At 68.2% G+C, this 16,884-nt stretch carries 13 protein-coding genes; 10 read left to right on the top strand and 3 right to left on the bottom strand.

Going from position 1 to position 16,884, the window contains the following annotated elements; translation table 11 throughout:
* Positions 1-26: 26 nt before the first annotated feature.
* Complete coding sequence (gene prpR / locus KDW55_RS17250) at positions 27-2,018, bottom strand: propionate catabolism operon regulatory protein PrpR (RefSeq protein WP_212161402.1); 1,992 nt, start codon at positions 2,016-2,018, stop codon at positions 27-29.
* Positions 2,019-2,188: 170 nt separating this feature from the next.
* Here prpR and prpB point away from each other — a divergent pair, with 170 nt between their 5' ends.
* From prpB to KDW55_RS17225, 5 genes are all read left to right on the top strand, one after another.
* The gene (gene prpB, locus KDW55_RS17245; protein ID WP_069243412.1) at positions 2,189-3,082 is read left to right on the top strand and encodes a methylisocitrate lyase; all 894 of its coding nucleotides are present in this window, start codon (positions 2,189-2,191) and stop codon (positions 3,080-3,082) included.
* 107 nt (positions 3,083-3,189) lie between these two features.
* Complete coding sequence (gene prpC, locus KDW55_RS17240) at positions 3,190-4,362, top strand: 2-methylcitrate synthase (protein WP_040138846.1); 1,173 nt, start codon at positions 3,190-3,192, stop codon at positions 4,360-4,362.
* Positions 4,363-4,444: 82 nt separating this feature from the next.
* Positions 4,445-7,039: a Fe/S-dependent 2-methylisocitrate dehydratase AcnD gene (gene acnD / locus KDW55_RS17235; protein WP_040138845.1), complete on the top strand. Its 2,595-nt coding sequence runs from the start codon at positions 4,445-4,447 to the stop codon at positions 7,037-7,039.
* Between the two features lie 27 nt (positions 7,040-7,066).
* Positions 7,067-8,257: a 2-methylaconitate cis-trans isomerase PrpF gene (prpF, locus tag KDW55_RS17230; protein ID WP_069243410.1), complete on the top strand. Its 1,191-nt coding sequence runs from the start codon at positions 7,067-7,069 to the stop codon at positions 8,255-8,257.
* A 431-nt stretch (positions 8,258-8,688) separates the two neighbouring features.
* On the top strand, positions 8,689-9,741 hold the full coding sequence (locus tag KDW55_RS17225; protein WP_059548400.1) for a CaiB/BaiF CoA-transferase family protein: 1,053 nt from the start codon (positions 8,689-8,691) through the stop codon (positions 9,739-9,741).
* A gap of 95 nt (positions 9,742-9,836) precedes the next feature.
* Here KDW55_RS17225 and KDW55_RS17220 read toward each other — a convergent pair whose 3' ends face one another.
* Positions 9,837-10,280 (bottom strand): PaaI family thioesterase, encoded by a 444-nt coding sequence (locus tag KDW55_RS17220; protein WP_209825332.1) that lies wholly within the window; start codon positions 10,278-10,280, stop codon positions 9,837-9,839.
* Between the two features lie 300 nt (positions 10,281-10,580).
* Between KDW55_RS17220 and KDW55_RS17215 the strand changes: the two genes are divergently transcribed.
* Complete coding sequence (locus KDW55_RS17215) at positions 10,581-12,203, top strand: methyl-accepting chemotaxis protein (protein WP_209825333.1); 1,623 nt, start codon at positions 10,581-10,583, stop codon at positions 12,201-12,203.
* Here KDW55_RS17215 and KDW55_RS17210 read toward each other — a convergent pair.
* Positions 12,176-13,285 (bottom strand): AGE family epimerase/isomerase, encoded by a 1,110-nt coding sequence (locus KDW55_RS17210; RefSeq protein ID WP_212161404.1) that lies wholly within the window; start codon positions 13,283-13,285, stop codon positions 12,176-12,178. The genes KDW55_RS17215 and KDW55_RS17210 overlap by 28 nt on opposite strands.
* A gap of 113 nt (positions 13,286-13,398) precedes the next feature.
* On the opposite strand from KDW55_RS17210, the gene KDW55_RS17205 reads away from it, so the two are divergent.
* The 4 genes from KDW55_RS17205 (at position 13,399) to KDW55_RS17190 (ending at position 16,626) form a co-directional block, all read left to right on the top strand.
* Positions 13,399-14,097 (top strand): MgtC/SapB family protein, encoded by a 699-nt coding sequence (locus KDW55_RS17205; protein ID WP_040138839.1) that lies wholly within the window; start codon positions 13,399-13,401, stop codon positions 14,095-14,097.
* Between the two features lie 287 nt (positions 14,098-14,384).
* Complete coding sequence (locus tag KDW55_RS17200) at positions 14,385-15,635, top strand: flagellar hook-length control protein FliK (RefSeq protein WP_349252604.1); 1,251 nt, start codon at positions 14,385-14,387, stop codon at positions 15,633-15,635.
* 175 nt (positions 15,636-15,810) lie between these two features.
* Complete coding sequence (locus KDW55_RS17195; protein ID WP_167432683.1) at positions 15,811-15,966, top strand: hypothetical protein; 156 nt, start codon at positions 15,811-15,813, stop codon at positions 15,964-15,966.
* Positions 15,967-16,146: 180 nt separating this feature from the next.
* The gene (locus KDW55_RS17190) at positions 16,147-16,626 is read left to right on the top strand and encodes a GNAT family N-acetyltransferase (RefSeq protein WP_040138837.1); all 480 of its coding nucleotides are present in this window, start codon (positions 16,147-16,149) and stop codon (positions 16,624-16,626) included.
* Positions 16,627-16,884 lie beyond the last annotated feature (258 nt).

Raw genomic sequence — 16,884 nt, 5'->3', positions numbered from 1 at the left:
CCGAATCGCGCGCGCCGAATCCGCATCTATTTCGCCGAGAGTTTGCGCCACAGCGTCGTTTTGCTGATGCCGAGCATCGCGCATGCACGATCGCGGTCGCCGCCGCACGCGTCGAGCACCGCGCGGATCTCGTCGGCTTCCGCGCGGCGGCGCCGCGCATGGAGCGTGTGCGCATCGGCGGCTTCGGCCGTGTCGCGCCCGCCAGCCGCTCCTGCGAACAGTTCGGGCGCGATCGCCTGCAGCGCATCGGCCGCGAGCACGGGGCACGCGGCGTGCGGGTCGCCGTCGTCGACTTCCTCGGCCAGTTCCACGGCGATTCTCTCGACGACGTTCTGCAGTTCCCGCACGTTGCCCGGCCAGCGATACCGCGCGAGCGTCGCACGCGCCGCGTCGAGCACGCGCATCGCATCGCCGACCTCGCGCACGCGCTCGGCGAGCCGTGGCTCGCGCCGTGCCGCCTGCACGAGCAGCGTGGCCGCGAGCGCGGGAATGTCGGCGGCACGCTCGCGCAGCGGCGGCAGGCCGATGTTCAGGATGTTGAGCCGGTAATACAGGTCCGCACGGAACGTACCGGCCTCGACGGCCGCGAGCAGCGGCCGGTGTGTCGCGGCGATCACGCGCACGTCGATGCGGATCGGCTCGGTGGATCCGAGGCGGATCACCTCGCGCTCCTGCAGCACGCGCAGCAGCCGGCTTTGCAGCGACGGCGGCATTTCGCCGATTTCGTCGAGAAAGAGCGTGCCGCGGTGCGCGGCCTCGAACAGCCCGGTCTTGCCGCCGCGCCGCGCTCCGGTAAACGCGCCTTCCTCGTAGCCGAACAATTCGCTCTCGAGCAGCGCTTCCGGAAACGCGCCGCAGTTGACGGCTACGAACGGATAGCTGCTTCGCGCGGACAGCGCATGCAGGCTCTGCGCGATCATTTCCTTGCCGGTGCCGCTTTCGCCGAGCACGAGCACGGTTGCATCGGATTTCGCGTACCGGCGCACCAGATCGCGCACGCGCGTCATCGGCGCGGACGCGCCGACCACGTCGTCGAGCGCGTAGCGCGCCGCGAACTGCTGCGTGTTCGGCTGCGAGCGCAGCGCGCGATCGAGCCGTTCGACCGCGCGCGACTCCTGGAACGTCAGCACGCTGCCCGATGTCACGCCGCGATCGACGAGCGGCCCGCGATGCACGACGTAGCGCACGCCGCGCACGGTCGCGAGCGCGTCGCCGTCCTCGCCGCGCAGCGTGCGCAATTCGGGCCGCAGGTCGACGAGCGCGCGCCCGACGGCCGCCGCCGGTTCGACCCCGAGCGCCGACGCGAGCCGCTCGTTGATCGCTTCGACGCGGCCGCGCGCATCGAGCGCGACCACACCGTCGCGCAGATGCTGCAGCAGGTTGTCGAGCCGCTGGCGGCGAAACGCCTCGGCGTGCGTCGCATACGCGACTTCGAGCGCCGTCTCGACCGCCTGGCGCACCGACGCATGCGAATACAGGAACACCGCGCCCATGCCGGCGCTCGCCGCGAGATCGGTGACAAGGCCCGGGCCGACGATCGTCTCGATGCCGCGATCGTGCAGGTCGTGCACGCAGGCTTCCGCTTCCTGCGCGGACTGATATGACGCAAACTGCACGTCGAGGCCGTACGCGGCGACGAAGCGGCGCACTTCCGGCGGCGTCTCGCCGGCGCTGACGAGCGCGATTCGCGATGCGTCGCGCCGCGCGCGCGCGAGCGCCTGCATCACGTCGAAGCCGGTCGGCGATACGACCACGACCGGCACCGGCGCCCGCGTTTTCAGGAAGCCGCCGTTCGAGCCGGCCGCCACGATCACGTCGGGCCGCGCGGTGCCGGCCTCGGCGATCGCACTCAGCGCGTCTTCGTACGCGCGCGTGACGATGCGCACGTCGGCGCGCTCGTCGAATTCGCCGGCGATCTCGCGAAACAGGTCGCGCAGGCGGCTGATGCCCATTGCCCAGATGCGCGGGCGCACCGTGCGGTCGGCCACGCCGACGGGCTTGGTCGAGGAAAGGTCCATGGCGACCGATTATGCGCGCGGGATTTCATTTTTGAAACATGAAATTGCCGAATTGAAATCACCGGACGAAACCACTCGCGCGCCGGTTGCTTAAGAATCAGTGGGTTAGCGGCGTTTGATGCGCTGGCCCGGTCCTTGCTGTTGATGGTCGTTCCTTCAGGAGGCCGTTCATGAGCAACACGCATCTTCAAAGCGCCGGCGCGAAGTTTCGCGCGGCAGTCGCGGCCGAGCAGCCGCTGCAGGTGGTCGGCGCGATCACCGCGTACGCGGCCAAGATGGCGCAGGCCGTCGGCTTCAAGGCCGTCTACCTGTCGGGCGGCGGCGTCGCCGCGAATTCGCTCGGGATCCCCGATCTCGGCATCAGCACGATGGAAGACGTGCTGATCGACGCGAACCGGATCACCAACGCGACCGACCTGCCGCTGCTCGTCGACATCGATACGGGCTGGGGCGGCGCGTTCAACATCGCGCGCACGATCCGCTCGTTCATCAACGCGGGCGTCGCGGCCGTCCACATCGAGGACCAGGTCGGCCAGAAGCGCTGCGGCCACCGCCCGGGCAAGGAAGTCGTGCCGACCGAGGAAATGGTCGATCGCGTGAAGGCCGCGGTCGATGCGCGCACCGACGACCAGTTCGTGATCATGGCCCGCACCGACGCGGCCGCCGCCGAAGGGATCGACGCGGCGATCGAGCGCGCGATCGCATATGTGGAAGCCGGTGCGGACATGATCTTCCCGGAAGCGATGAAGACGCTCGACGACTACCGCCGATTCAAGGCCGCGGTGAAGGTGCCGATTCTCGCGAACCTGACCGAGTTCGGTTCGACGCCGCTCTTTACGGTCGACGAACTGCGCGAGGCGAACGTCGATATCGCGTTGTATTGCTGCGGCGCTTATCGCGCGATGAACAAGGCCGCGCTGAATTTCTACGAGACGCTGCGCCGCGACGGCACGCAGAAGGCCGCGGTGCCGACGATGCAGACGCGCGCCGAGCTGTACGACTTCCTCGGCTATCACGCATACGAGCAAAAGCTCGACGAGCTGTTCGCGCAGGGCAAGAAGTAACGCGCCCGCGCGCCGGGACGCGGTTCCCGGAACGCATTGCATGAAGCCGGGGCGCGCGTTGCAGCGCCGGCCCCGGCGGAGATTGATCCCCATTGGAGAACGGAAACATGAGCGAGACGAAAGACGCAGCAGCACCGGCCGCCGCAGGCGCATTCAAGCCGAAGAAGTCGGTGGCGCTGTCGGGCGTGACGGCCGGCAACACGGCGCTGTGCACGGTCGGCAAGACCGGCAACGACCTGCACTATCGCGGCTACGACATTCTCGACGTCGCCGAATCGTGCGAGTTCGAGGAAATCGCGCACCTGCTGGTGCACGGCACGCTGCCGAACCTGACCGAACTCGCTGCGTACAAGACCAAGCTGCGCGCGCTGCGCGGCCTGCCGAGCGCGCTGAAGGCTGCGCTCGAGCAGATCCCGGCTTCCGCTCATCCGATGGACGTGATGCGCACGGGCGTGTCGGTGCTCGGCACCGTGCTGCCGGAGAAGGACGATCACAACCTGCCGGGCGCGCGCGATATCGCCGACCGCCTGATGGCGTCGCTCGGGTCGATGCTGCTGTACTGGTACCACTTCTCGCACAACGGCAAGCGCATCGAGACCGAAACCGACGACGATTCGATCGGCGGCCACTTCCTGCACCTGCTGCACGGCAAGACGCCGTCGAAGTCGTGGGTCGACGCGATGCACACGTCGCTGATCCTGTACGCGGAGCATGAATTCAACGCATCGACGTTCACGGGCCGCGTGATCGCGGGCACGGGCTCTGACATCTACTCGGCGATCACCGGCGCGATCGGCGCGCTGCGCGGGCCGAAGCATGGCGGCGCGAACGAAGTCGCGTATGAAATCCAGAGCCGCTACAGCTCGCCGGACGATGCCGAAGCCGACATCCGCCGCCGCGTCGAGAACAAGGAAGTCGTGATCGGCTTCGGTCATCCGGTCTACACGATTTCCGATCCGCGCAACAAGGTGATCAAGGGCGTCGCGCACAAGCTGTCGAAGGAAGCAGGCGACCTGAAGCTGTACAGCATCGCCGAGCGCCTGGAATCGGTGATGTGGGACGCGAAAAAGATGTTCCCGAACCTCGACTGGTTCAGCGCCGTGTCGTATCACATGATGGGCGTGCCGACCGCGATGTTCACGCCGCTGTTCGTGATCTCGCGCACGTCCGGCTGGAGCGCGCACATCATCGAGCAGCGCATCGACAACAAGATCATTCGTCCGAGCGCGAACTACACCGGCCCTGAAGACCTGCAGTTCGTGCCGATCGAGAAGCGCTGAAACGCCCGCCGCGCGCGCCGGCGCCCGTGACGCGGGCGGCCGGTGCGCGCGGCATGTCTCACCCCGAATTCCGCCCCACATCATGAATACCGCCTACCGCAAACCCCTGCCCGGCACGTCGCTGGACTACTTCGACGCGCGCGCCGCGGTCGAAGCGATCGCACCCGGCGCGTACGACACGCTGCCGTACACGTCGCGCGTGCTCGCCGAAAATCTCGTGCGGCGCTGCGATCCGGCGATCCTCGCCGATTCGCTGAAGCAGATCATCGAGCGCAAGCGCGAACGCGACTTCCCGTGGTTTCCGGCGCGCGTGGTGTGCCACGACATCCTCGGCCAGACGGCGCTCGTCGATCTCGCGGGCCTGCGCGACGCGATCGCCGAGCGCGGTGGCGACCCGGCGAAGGTCAACCCGGTCGTGCCCGTGCAGCTGATCGTCGATCACTCGCTCGCCGTCGAATGCGGCGGCTTCGATCCGGACGCGTTCGCGAAGAACCGCGCGATCGAAGATCGCCGCAACGAGGATCGTTTTCATTTCATCGAATGGACGAAGCAGTCGTTCGAGAACGTCGACGTGATCCCGCCGGGCAACGGCATCATGCACCAGATCAATCTGGAGAAGATGTCGCCGGTGATCCAGGCGCAGGACGGCGTCGCGTATCCGGATACCTGCGTCGGCACCGACAGTCACACGCCGCACGTCGATGCGCTCGGCGTGATCGCGATCGGCGTCGGCGGGCTCGAGGCGGAGAACGTGATGCTCGGGCGCGCGTCGTGGATGCGGCTGCCCGACATCGTCGGCGTCGAGCTGACCGGCAAGCGCCAGCCCGGCATCACCGCGACCGACATCGTGCTGGCGCTGACGGAGTTCCTGCGCAAGGAGAAGGTTGTCGGCGCGTATCTTGAATTCCGCGGCGAAGGGGCCGCGAGCCTGACGCTCGGCGACCGCGCGACGATTTCGAACATGGCGCCCGAGTACGGCGCGACGGCCGCGATGTTCTTCATCGACGGCCAGACGATCGACTACCTGCGTCTCACCGGCCGCAGCGACGAGCAGCTGAAGCTGGTCGAAGCGTATGCGAAGACGGCTGGCCTGTGGGCCGACACGCTGACGCACGCGCAGTACGAACGCACGCTGACGTTCGATCTGTCGAGCGTGGTGCGGAACATGGCGGGCCCGTCGAACCCGCACAAGCGGCTGCCGACGTCCGATCTCGCGGCACGCGGGATCGCCGGCCAGTGGGAGGAGAAGCCGGGCGAGATGCCCGATGGCGCGGTGATCATCGCCGCGATCACGAGCTGCACGAATACCAGCAACCCGCGCAACGTGATCGCGGCTGCATTGCTTGCACGCAACGCGAACGCGAAGGGCCTCACGCGCAAGCCGTGGGTGAAGAGCTCGCTTGCGCCGGGCTCGAAGGCGGTCGAACTGTATCTGCGGGAAGCGAACCTGCTGCCGGAGCTGGAGAAGCTCGGCTTCGGCATCGTCGCGTTCGCGTGCACGACCTGCAACGGAATGTCGGGCGCGCTCGATCCGAAGATCCAGCAGGAGATCGTCGAGCGCGATCTGTACGCGACCGCCGTGCTGTCGGGCAACCGCAACTTCGACGGCCGCATCCATCCGTATGCGAAGCAGGCGTTCCTCGCGTCGCCGCCGCTCGTCGTCGCGTATGCGATCGCCGGCACGATCCGCTTCGACATCGAGAAGGACGTCCTCGGCCACGACCAGGACGGCACGCCCGTCACGCTGAAGGACATCTGGCCGACCGACGAGGAGATCGACGCGATCGTCGCGTCGAGCGTGAAGCCGGAACAGTTCCGCAAGGTCTACGAACCGATGTTCGCGCGCCCGGCCGGTGCGCTCGAGCGCGCGGCGCCGCTGTATGACTGGCGCCCGCAGAGCACGTACATCCGCCGTCCGCCGTACTGGGAAGGCGCGTTGGCCGGCGCGCGCACGCTGAAGGGCATGCGCCCGCTCGCGGTGCTCGGCGACAACATCACGACCGACCATCTGTCGCCGTCGAACGCGATTCTCGCGAGCAGCGCGGCCGGCGAGTACCTCGCGAAAATGGGGCTGCCTGAGGAAGACTTCAACTCGTACGCGACGCACCGGGGCGACCACCTGACCGCGCAGCGCGCGACCTTCGCGAACCCGACGCTCGTGAACGAGATGGCCGTCGTCGACGGCGCGGTGAAGAAGGGCTCGCTCGCTCGCGTCGAGCCGGACGGCAAGGTCATGCGGATGTGGGAAGCGATCGAGACGTACATGAATCGCAAGCAGCCGCTGATCGTGATCGCCGGCGCGGACTACGGTCAGGGCTCGTCGCGCGACTGGGCCGCGAAGGGCGTGCGGCTCGCGGGCGTCGAGGCGATCGTCGCCGAAGGGTTCGAGCGGATCCATCGGACGAACCTGATCGGGATGGGGGTGCTGCCGCTCGAGTTCAAGCCGGGCACGAACCGGACGACGCTCGGCATCGACGGCACCGAGACCTTCGACGTGATCGGCGAGCGTACGCCGCGCGCCGATCTCACGCTCGTGATTCATCGCAAGAACGGCGAACGCGTGGAAGTGCCGGTGACGTGCCGGCTCGATACGGCCGAGGAAGTGTCGATTTACGAAGCGGGCGGCGTGCTGCAGCGTTTCGCGCAGGACTTCCTCGAATCGTCGCAGGCGGCTTGACCCGGTCATACAGGGACAACACAAAACATGGCTCACATTCCTCAAATCAGGATTCCTGCGACGTACATGCGCGGCGGCACCAGCAAGGGCGTGTTTTTCCGGCTGCAGGATCTGCCGGATGCCGCGCAGACAGCGGGCGCCGCGCGCGACGCGCTGCTGCTGCGCGTGATCGGCAGCCCCGATCCGTACGGCAAGCAGATCGACGGGATGGGCGGCGCGACGTCGTCCACCAGCAAGACCGTGATCGTGTCGAAGAGCACGCGGCCCGGCCACGACGTCGATTACCTGTTCGGGCAGGTCGCGATCGACAAGGCGTTCGTCGACTGGACCGGCAATTGCGGGAACCTGTCGGCGGCAGTCGGCCCGTTCGCAATCGCCGGCGGTCTCGTCGACGCGTCGCGCGTGCCGCGCGACGGTATCGCGACCGTGCGGATCTGGCAGGCGAACATCGGCAAGACGATCATCGCGCATGTGCCGATCGTGAACGGCGCGGTGCAGGAGACGGGCGACTTCGAGCTCGACGGCGTCACGTTCCCGGCCGCCGAAGTGCAGCTCGAGTTCATGGACCCGGCCGCGGAAGAAGAAGGCGCGGGCGGCTCGATGTTTCCGACCGGCAATCTCGTCGACGATCTCGCGGTGCCCGGCATCGGCACGTTGAAGGCGACGATGATCAACGCGGGGATTCCGACCATCTTCGTCGAAGCCGAAGCGATCGGCTACACCGGCACGGAATTGCAGGATGCGATCAACGGCGATCCGAAGGCGCTCGAGAAATTCGAGACGATCCGTGCGCACGGTGCGCTGCGCATGGGGCTGATCGACACGCTCGACGAGATCGCGACGCGTCAGCACACGCCGAAGGTCGCGTTCGTCGCGAAGCCGGCCGACTATGTCGCGTCGAGCGGCAAGCGCGTGAACGCGGGCGACGTCGATTTGCTGGTGCGGGCGATGTCGATGGGCAAGCTCCACCACGCGATGATGGGCACGGCGGCGGTCGCGATCGGCACGGCCGCAGCGATCCCCGGCACGCTCGTCAACCTCGCGGCGGGCGGCGGCGAACGCAACGCGGTGCGCTTCGGCCATCCGTCGGGCACGCTGCGCGTCGGCGCGCAAGCGCGGTTCGAGAACGGCGAATGGACGGTGACGAAGGCGATCATGAGCCGCAGCGCGCGCGTGCTGATGGAAGGCTGGGTGCGGGTGCCGGGGGATGCGTTCTGACGCGCGTCGGGCGCCCCCGCGACGCAGCGGCGGCGACCGGTAATCGATCCCTGCACGGCGAACCGCGCTGTGCAGGGATTTTTTGTTGATGCAGGCGGCGGGGCTGGCGCGCTAGCGCAGGCCGACTGTGAAGCATGGGGCGTACGTAAGCGCCAAAGCGCTAGCGCAGGCCGACCGCGAAGGATGCGTCCTACGTAAGCGCCAAAGCGCTAACGTAGGCCGACCGCGAAGCATGGGGCCTACGTAAGCGCTAAAGCGCTAGCGCAGGCCGACCGCGAAGCATGGGGCCTGCGTAAGCGCCAAAGCGCTAGCGCAGGCCGACCGCGAAGCATGGGGCCTACGTAAGCGCTAAAGCGCTAACGTAGGCCGACCGCGAAGCATGGGGCCTACGTAAGCGCTAAAGCGCTAACGTAGGCCGACAGGAGAATCGTATGTCGCTTGGTGTTCCGCTCTCCGGCGTCCATATCGTCGAATTCGAAGGCCTCGGCCCCGGCCCGCTCGCCGCATGGATGCTGGCCGGAATGGGCGCCCGCATCACGCTGATCGCGCGACCGGCCGGCCGCACCAGCGCGCCCGCCGCGCTGCACGGACGCGACGGCGACCTGCTCCGCGAAGGCAAGACCGTCGTCGAACTCGATCTGAAAACCGCGGCCGGCCACGCCGCGGCGCTCGCGCTGATCGCGCAGGCCGACGCGCTGATCGAAGGCCTGCGGCCCGGCGTCATGGAGCGCCTCGGCCTCGGTCCCGACGATTGCGCACGCGCGAATCCGAAGCTCGTGTACGGACGGATGACCGGCTGGGGCCAGCACGGCCCGCTCGCATCGTCTGCCGGACACGACCTCAACTACGTGGCGCTGACAGGGCTGCTTTCGTTGTCCGCGCCGCGCGACGGACGACCCGGCGTGCCGCCGACCGTCGTCGGCGACGCGGGCGGCGCGCTCGGGCTTGCGTTCGGAATCGTCTGCGCGTTGTTCGACGTGCGCGGCGGCGGACCGGGGCGTGTGGTCGACGGCGCGATCGTCGACATCGTGTCGATGCTCGGCTCGCTCGCATTGTGGGCACGCGCGAACGGGCAGCTCGACGGCGCGCAGCCCAGTCTCTTCCACGATGCGCCGTTCTACGACGTGTATCGCTGCGCCGACGGCGAATACGTGACGATCGGCGCGCTCGAGCCGCCGTTCTATGCACTGCTGATCGAGCGGCTCGGGTTGACCGACGTCGATCCGGCGTCGCAGTACGACCGCGCGCGCTGGCCGGCGCTGAAGGCGCGATTCGCCGAAGTGTTCGCGCAGCTGCCGTCCGCGCACTGGCGCGCGCTGCTCGAAGGGACGGACGCATGCTTCGCACCGGTGCTGAGCGTGGCCGATGCGGTGACGCATCCGCACAATGCGGCGCGCGGGATCTATCGTACCGATGCGGCCGGCAACGTCCGGGCGCGCGTGGCGCCGCGATTTATGCCGTTGAAGGCGGATGGAACGGGATAGGCCCGTGTCGGCATGAAGCGACCGGGCCGGCCGGTGCGACATCGCGTTGCCTGTGGCCCGTCACGTGATCACCGGCGCGGCGGCCCGACACCACGTCAAGCCTTTTCCTCCGGCGCATCCGGCATCTTCCCGTCGCCGACACGATTGATCGTGCCTTGCGCGATCGCGACGAGCCGCTCGTGATCGCCGTCGATGACGAACACGTGACACTGGCAGGTTGCCTGGTGCCGCCCCGCGTACACGACCTTCGCGCGCGCGACCAGCGTGCCGTTCACGGCCGGCCGCAGATAGTTGATCTTGTATTCGGCGGTGATCACGCGCGGGCCGAGCACGAGCGCGCCGGCGAACGTCAGCGCGTTGTCGGCGAGATAGCCGATCACGCCGCCGTGCACGAAGCCGTGCTGCTGCCGCAGTTCGTCCCGCACAGGCAGGCACAGCGACACCTCGTTGTCGCCGATATGCATCAGCTTCGTGCCCAGCAACATGCTGAACGGTTGCGCGCGCAATGCGCCGCGCGCGTGGTCCGTGATATCCGTCATCGAGTTGCCTCGCAATGCGTGTCCGCTTGCGCTGAACTCTAGGAAGGGGGCTGCGGATAAGCAAGGAAATTCATCCGCTTTTCGTGCAATTGCGGACGCGATGCGCGTCGATTATTGCGTCGAACAGCAGAGTTGCGTGCGTTTGACGGCGATTCGACCTGAATGACGGCGCGTCGGCACGGATACCTGCGCCCCTTTTCGCACCCGTTGCCCGCGCACACCTAAAGTCCGACGAAGAAATGCCGCTAATGCCGGGGCATGCGTCATTGCTCCATCGTCGGCTCTCCAGGAAATCTCCCCATGTTCGGAAAAATCAAGCTCGCGTCGGGTCTGCTCGGCGTGTTGACCGTGTTTTGCCTGTTTCTGTTCGCGATCGAGGCGCTCGGCTTCTGGGCACTCGCGTCGACGCGCAGCGGCGTCGACGATCTGTCGAACGTCGCGATCGCGCAGGTCGACGCGGCGAGCCAGGCCACCGAGCGCCTGCTCGACGCGCGCGTGAACCTGTCGCGCGCCGGCACGCGCATGGTGCGCGGCGGCCCGAAGCCCGACGACATCATCCGCCACGCCAGCGCATCGCTCGCCGAAGCGGACAAGGCGTTCGCTTCGCTGACGGCCGCGCACGCCGTCGACGAAACCAACCGCGCGCGCGTCGCCGCGCTCACCGAGCGCTATCGCGCACTGCGGGGCGCGCTCGGCGAACTCGTGCAGTTCCTCGACGCCGGCAACATCCAGGCATTCCTCGACCAGCCGACGCAGGGTTTCCAGGACGCGTACATCGCCGAACTGCACCGTTTTGCCGACTACGGCGGCGCATCGAGCCGCGCCGCGCTCGACACGATCGACGGCGGGATCCAGTGGTTCAAGTGGGTCGGCATCGTGCTGCTGGTGGCGATGCTCGCGGCGAGCGCGGCCATTTACGCGGCCGCGCGGCGCGCGGTGGTCGCGCCGCTCGACGAAGCCGGCCGCCACTTCGAGCGGATCGCGCAAGGTCGGCTCGACGAAGCCGTGCGAGCAGGCGGCGTGTTCGAAATCGACCGGATGCTGCGCGGCCTCGCCGCGATGCAGGCGAGCATCGCCGACACCGTGCGAACCGTGCGTCAGGCGTCCGACGCGATCCACCTCGGTGCGGGCGAGATCGCCGGCGGCAACGCGGACCTGTCCGCGCGCACCGGCACGCAGGCCGCGTCGCTCGAGGAAACGGCCGCGAGCATGGAAGAGCTGACGGCGACCGTCCGCCAGAACACCGACAGCGCGCGCGCAGCCAGCGCGCTGGCCGACGCGGCGCTCGACGCGACGCGTCATGGCGGCGGCGTGGTGGACAGCGTGATCGACCGGATGCGCGGGATCGCGCAGAGCTCCGGGCGAATCGCCGAGATCATCTCGGTGATCGACGGTATCGCGTTCCAGACCAACATCCTCGCGCTGAACGCAGCGGTGGAAGCTGCGCGGGCCGGCGAGCAAGGCCGCGGCTTCGCGGTGGTCGCCGGAGAAGTGCGCTCGCTCGCGCAGCGCAGCGCGCAATCGGCGAAGGAAATCAAGGCCCTGATCGAGGAATCGGTCGCGCAGATCGACGGAGGCTCGGAACTCGTCGAGCGCGCCGGCGATGCGATGCGGACCGTGTCGGAATCGATCACGCGCGTCGTGCAGACGATGTCGGAGATCACGGCGGCGTCGGTCGAGCAGAGCGTCGGCATCGAGCAGGTGAACCAGGCCGTTACGCAGATGGATCAGCTGACACAGCAGAACGCGGCGCTGGTGGAGGAAGTCGCGGCGGCGGCCGCGTCGCTGAACGAGCAGACCGCGCACCTGATGCAGGCGGTGTCGGTGTTCGAACTGGGCGACGCACGCACGGCGCGCGATGCGCGTGCGTCGTCGTTTGCCGACGCCGGCGCGGGTTACGAGGCGGCGGGCAGCGCGGCGTAGGCGGTCGCGAGGTGGTAGGGCGTGGTCGACGGCATGTCCGCGCGCGACACCTGTCCATCCGCCGCCTTGCACTCGAACCAGCCGCGCGGATGCAGGAAGCGCGCGGCGAATCGCTCGATCTGCCGCGCAAGCGGTGCGGACGCCGGCGTGCCGCCGTGCGTCGCGAGCGCGCGCAGGTATTCAGTCTGCGCCCAGATCCGCTGCGTGGTGTCGATGCACGCGCCTTGCGCGTCGAGCGCCGCGCACACGGCGCCCGTCTGCGAATCGATGCCGTGCCGTTCCGCGAACGCGAATGCGCGCGCCAATGCGCGTGGCAGCCCGGTTTGCGCGAGCCGCGCGCCGGCCGCATCGACCAGGTAGAACCATTCGAACTGATGGCCCGGCTCGAAGCGGTTGCCGGCCGCGCCCAGCGGCAACTCGGCGACGCAACCGGTCGCGGGATCGACGAACGTGTGCTCGACGGCCTGCGCGGTGCGCGCGAGCGCATCGTCGAAGGCCGCGTCGCCGAACGCGTCGGCGGCGGCGAGCCACGCTTCGGTCAGGTGCATCAGCGGATTTTGCAGCGCGCCGCTGCCCGACGACGAGAAATCGGCGTGACGCGCGGCGTCGAGCAGCGCATCGCCCCGCTGCGGCGCGAAGCGGTCCTGGATCAGTGCGGCGGTGTCCTCGGCGACTGTCCGGGCGGCGGCGTCGCCCGACGCGGCATGCCATGCGGCGCACGCGAACACGACGAACGCGTGCGTGTAGAGGTCTTTCGTCGTGTCGAGCGGCGCGCCATGCGCGTCGACGCTGTAGAACCACCCGCCGTGGACCGGATCGCGGAAGCGGCTGCACAGCGAATCGAACAGCGTGGCCGCGTGCGCGGTGTGGCCGGCCTGCGCGAACACGAATAGTTGGCGCGCGCACGCCATCGCGCGATAACGACTGACGGGCAGCGGTGCGTGAGTGGCCGGATCGACCGCCTCGAACGGTAGCCGCAGCGTGTGGTCGAACCCTGAACCTTGCCAGATCGGCAAGATGACGTGCGCAAAATGGTCGCGCAACTGGGCGGCCTGGGCGGAAGCGGAGTCGGAAACGGACATGGCGGAGTTGTACGGTTGAATCGGAACGTGTCGGCGCGGCCCGGACAATAGGCGCGGCCGGACCAAGGATAAAACATTCCGCGGCGCCGGCACCAAAAAAGGAGATAAATCCGATGCTCAGCAATCTGGAACTCGTGATGCGGCTGGTTCTCGCGGCGGCGCTTGGCAGCGTCATCGGCTTCGAGCGCGAGCGTCTGTCGTGGGCGGCCGGCCTGCGTACGCACATGCTCGTGTGCGTCGGCTCGACGCTGATCATGATCGTGTCGGCCTTCGGTTTCGCGGACGTGCTCGGCCGCAGCGATCACGTCGTGCTCGATCCGTCGCGGATTGCCGCGCAGGTGGTGTCGGGCATCGGCTTCCTGGGCGCGGGCTCGATCCTGCTGCGCGGCGAGATCGTGCGCGGGCTGACGACGGCTGCGAGCCTGTGGTCGGTCGCCGCGATCGGCCTCGCGGTGGGCGGCGGTCTCTATGTCGCGTCGATTTCCGCGACGGTGATCATTCTCATCATCCTCGCCGGCATCAAGCCGCTCGAGCGACGCTACTTCACGGTGCGCCAGCGCCGCCAGTTCACGCTGACCGTGGTCGGCGGCGCGCTGACGTTCGATTCGCTGCACGCGGCGCTCGGCCCGGACAGCGCACGCGTGAAGCAGTTCATCGTGCAGCGCGCCGACGACACGGGCGAGCACGACGAGGTGCGCATCGCACTCGCGCGCGTATCGGACCTCGAATATCGCGCGATCTGCGACAAGCTGCGCGCGCTGCCGTGCGTGACGCGCTTCGACGAAGGCAACGGCGTGCCGGGCGACGAATAGACGGCATCCGACCGGCCGAATCGGCGATCTGTCATGCGACAATGGCCGGTCACCGATTCCGTTCGACATCCGGTTCCGCTTGCGCGGGCCTGTAATCCGACTCCATGACCGAATCCGTTTCCCTGCCTCGCCCGCGTTCCCGTTCCCGCCATTCACCGGCCCGCTCGCGTTTGCGCTCGGCGGCGGCCGCCGCGGATAACGCCGCCAATGCATCGGCGCGGCCTCGCAATGCGCCTGCAGGCGACGCGTCGCGGGATGAACGCACGCTCGATCTGTTCGGCGATCCGGTGTTCGAGCCCGCTGCACGGGCGGCGGCCGTTGCGCGCGACGATACGTTGGCGGACGCGCAGCCGGCCGCGGCCACGCCGGATACCGAGGACGCCGGCCGGCAGGCGTCGCTCGACGGATTCGGTACGCCCGGCGCAACCGCGATGCGCGATGGCGACGTTGCCGTGCCGACGGGATCGGAATCGGCGCCGGCGGCGGGACATGGCGCCGCGCGTGAAGCGGTTGTCGTGCGCACGTTCGATGCGGATGCAACGAAGGTGACCGACCTGCAGCAGCCCGCCGGTGCTGGTGCCGGTGCCGGTGCGATGGGCGAGCCGGCGTCCGGCGATGCGCAGGCGAAGGCTGGCGGGATGCCGGAAACTGCCGGCGATGCCGAAACGGCTGCCGGGTTGGCGACGGCGAGTGCGATTGCGGTTGCCGGTGCAGCCCGTGACGCTCGGCCCGCGAAACCCGGTAGCGACGCGGAAGCGGGCGGTGCGCCCGCCAAACACGATCAAGCAGCGCGCACGCCAGGCGAGGCCAGCAAGGCACGCCGCGCGGCGTCGGGCGGCAAGCGGCGCGTGGCGCACGGTGCTCGCGAAGCGGCGGCAAGCGGTGGCACGGCGCGAGTCGACGCGGTCGCCGCGAACGCCGAGCCGGCTTCGGTCTCGGCTTCAGCGACGACCGACTACGCTGCGCAATCCACTGAACGCGAGGCCTCGGTTGAGCCGGCTGCGCGGGTCGATCTCACCGCCGCCGCGATTACGACCACCGCAGGCCACCCCACGCACACCGCCGCGCCGACGTCGCCGACCGCGCAGCCGGTGACGTCCGCGGCGTCGTTCGTGACGAAGCCGTCGTCCGATCGCGCGCAACCGGCGGGGCCGGGTTCGGCGGCACTCGATCCCGACACCGATCTGCGTCCGCTGGCCGATCGGCTCGCGACGCTGCAGACGGACACGGCCGGCATCAAGCAGGCGGCCGATCGCGAGATGCGTCGCGTCAATCGGTTGCTGCTGGCGCTGGCGGTCGTCGTGTTCGCGGGGCTCGTCGCGCTGGTGCTGCAGACCCGGCAAATCGCGCAGCTGAAACAGGAACTGGATAGTCGGCAACTGCGAATCGATCGATTGGCAGCCGATCTGTCGACACAGCAGGCGACCCTGATGACGCTTGCCGAACACCACGAGGCGCTACTGTCGCAGGTCGACCGGCTTCAGCGCAATGCGAATCGCGAGGCGGCGGTCGCGAAGCGCGCGCGCCGCGCTCGCTAAACGATCCGGCCCTATCTCGCAGGCCCGTCAGGGAAGGGCGGACGGGTTGCGGCATTGTGAGATGCGCGGCGCCGGTGCGGCAAACTGATGCGGTGTGCTGGCAGACTTTAGGGAAAACCCTTAGAATGGAACCCATCTAAGGGAAAACCCTAGCGCCCTCTGTCAGGAGTCTCAGATGAGCTTCATTTTCGCCCTGCTGCAAAAGATCGACGACCTGTTCGTCTCCCCGCATCTCCCGCTCGATACGGACTATTCGTACGCCGCGCGTCACGCCGAGGTCGAGCGTATGCGCCGTGCAAACCTCGTGCCGATCGTCCTGTATCGTCGCTGATTCGCTGATTCGCTGATTCGCTGATTCGCTGATTCGCTGATTCGCTGATTCGCTGATTCGCTGATTCGCTGATTCGGCGCGGCGCGTGCCGCACTTGCCTGCCGTTTTCCGCCGCCGCATCGCGCGCCGGTGCGACCGTCCCGCTACACTGGAAGTCCGACTTCCCTCGACACCCGGGCCATGCTGCAGATGCGGCCGATGACGGCCAGCGAATTCCATGCATATCGCACGCGCGCCATCGACGGCTACGCGCGCGATCTCGTGTCATCCGGGCAGAACGCGATAGACGATGCGGCCGTTCGCGCCCGCGCATGCTTCGATACGCTGCTGCCCGACGGCCTGCTCAGCGCCGGCCAGACGCTCGTCGAACTGATCGACACCGCCACCGGCGATACGGTCGGTGACCTCTGGTACGCGATCGTGGCCGAAGGGCCGAACCGCACGCTGTTCATCTACGACCTCGACATCGCCCCGTCCCGGCGCCGCCAGGGCTGGGCCACCCGTGCGCTCGATGCGCTCGAGGCCGACGCGCGCCGTCGTGGCGTCACGGAGATCGGGCTGTCGGTGTTCAATCACAACACGGCTGCGCGCGCGCTCTATCGTGCGTGCGGGTTCGTCCCGATCACGACGACGCTGATCAAGCCCGTCGTTCACGGCTAGCGGCCAGGATCGGCGCTTCGGCAGCTTCGCGTCGGCAGATCCGATACCGACATGCGAACCGCCCATTGCGGATCATGACCGGTGTGGCGCTACCGATTTCCATCCTGCCCGTTCGGGCGTTCAACGCAATCGATCTCAACTGCGCATGCGGCGGTGGGCCGCCCTGCTGCGCGCGCGCCACCGACATGAACAAGTGGACGAACCCGCTTCCGTTGCCGGGTATCGTGGGCGGCGCGATGTCGGTCGCGACCGCCGCGT

The sequence above is a fragment of the Burkholderia sp. AU19243 genome (assembly GCF_018148075.1).
Lineage (GTDB): Bacteria > Pseudomonadota > Gammaproteobacteria > Burkholderiales > Burkholderiaceae > Burkholderia > Burkholderia latens_A.
This window is presented reverse-complemented; position numbering and strand designations above follow the sequence as displayed.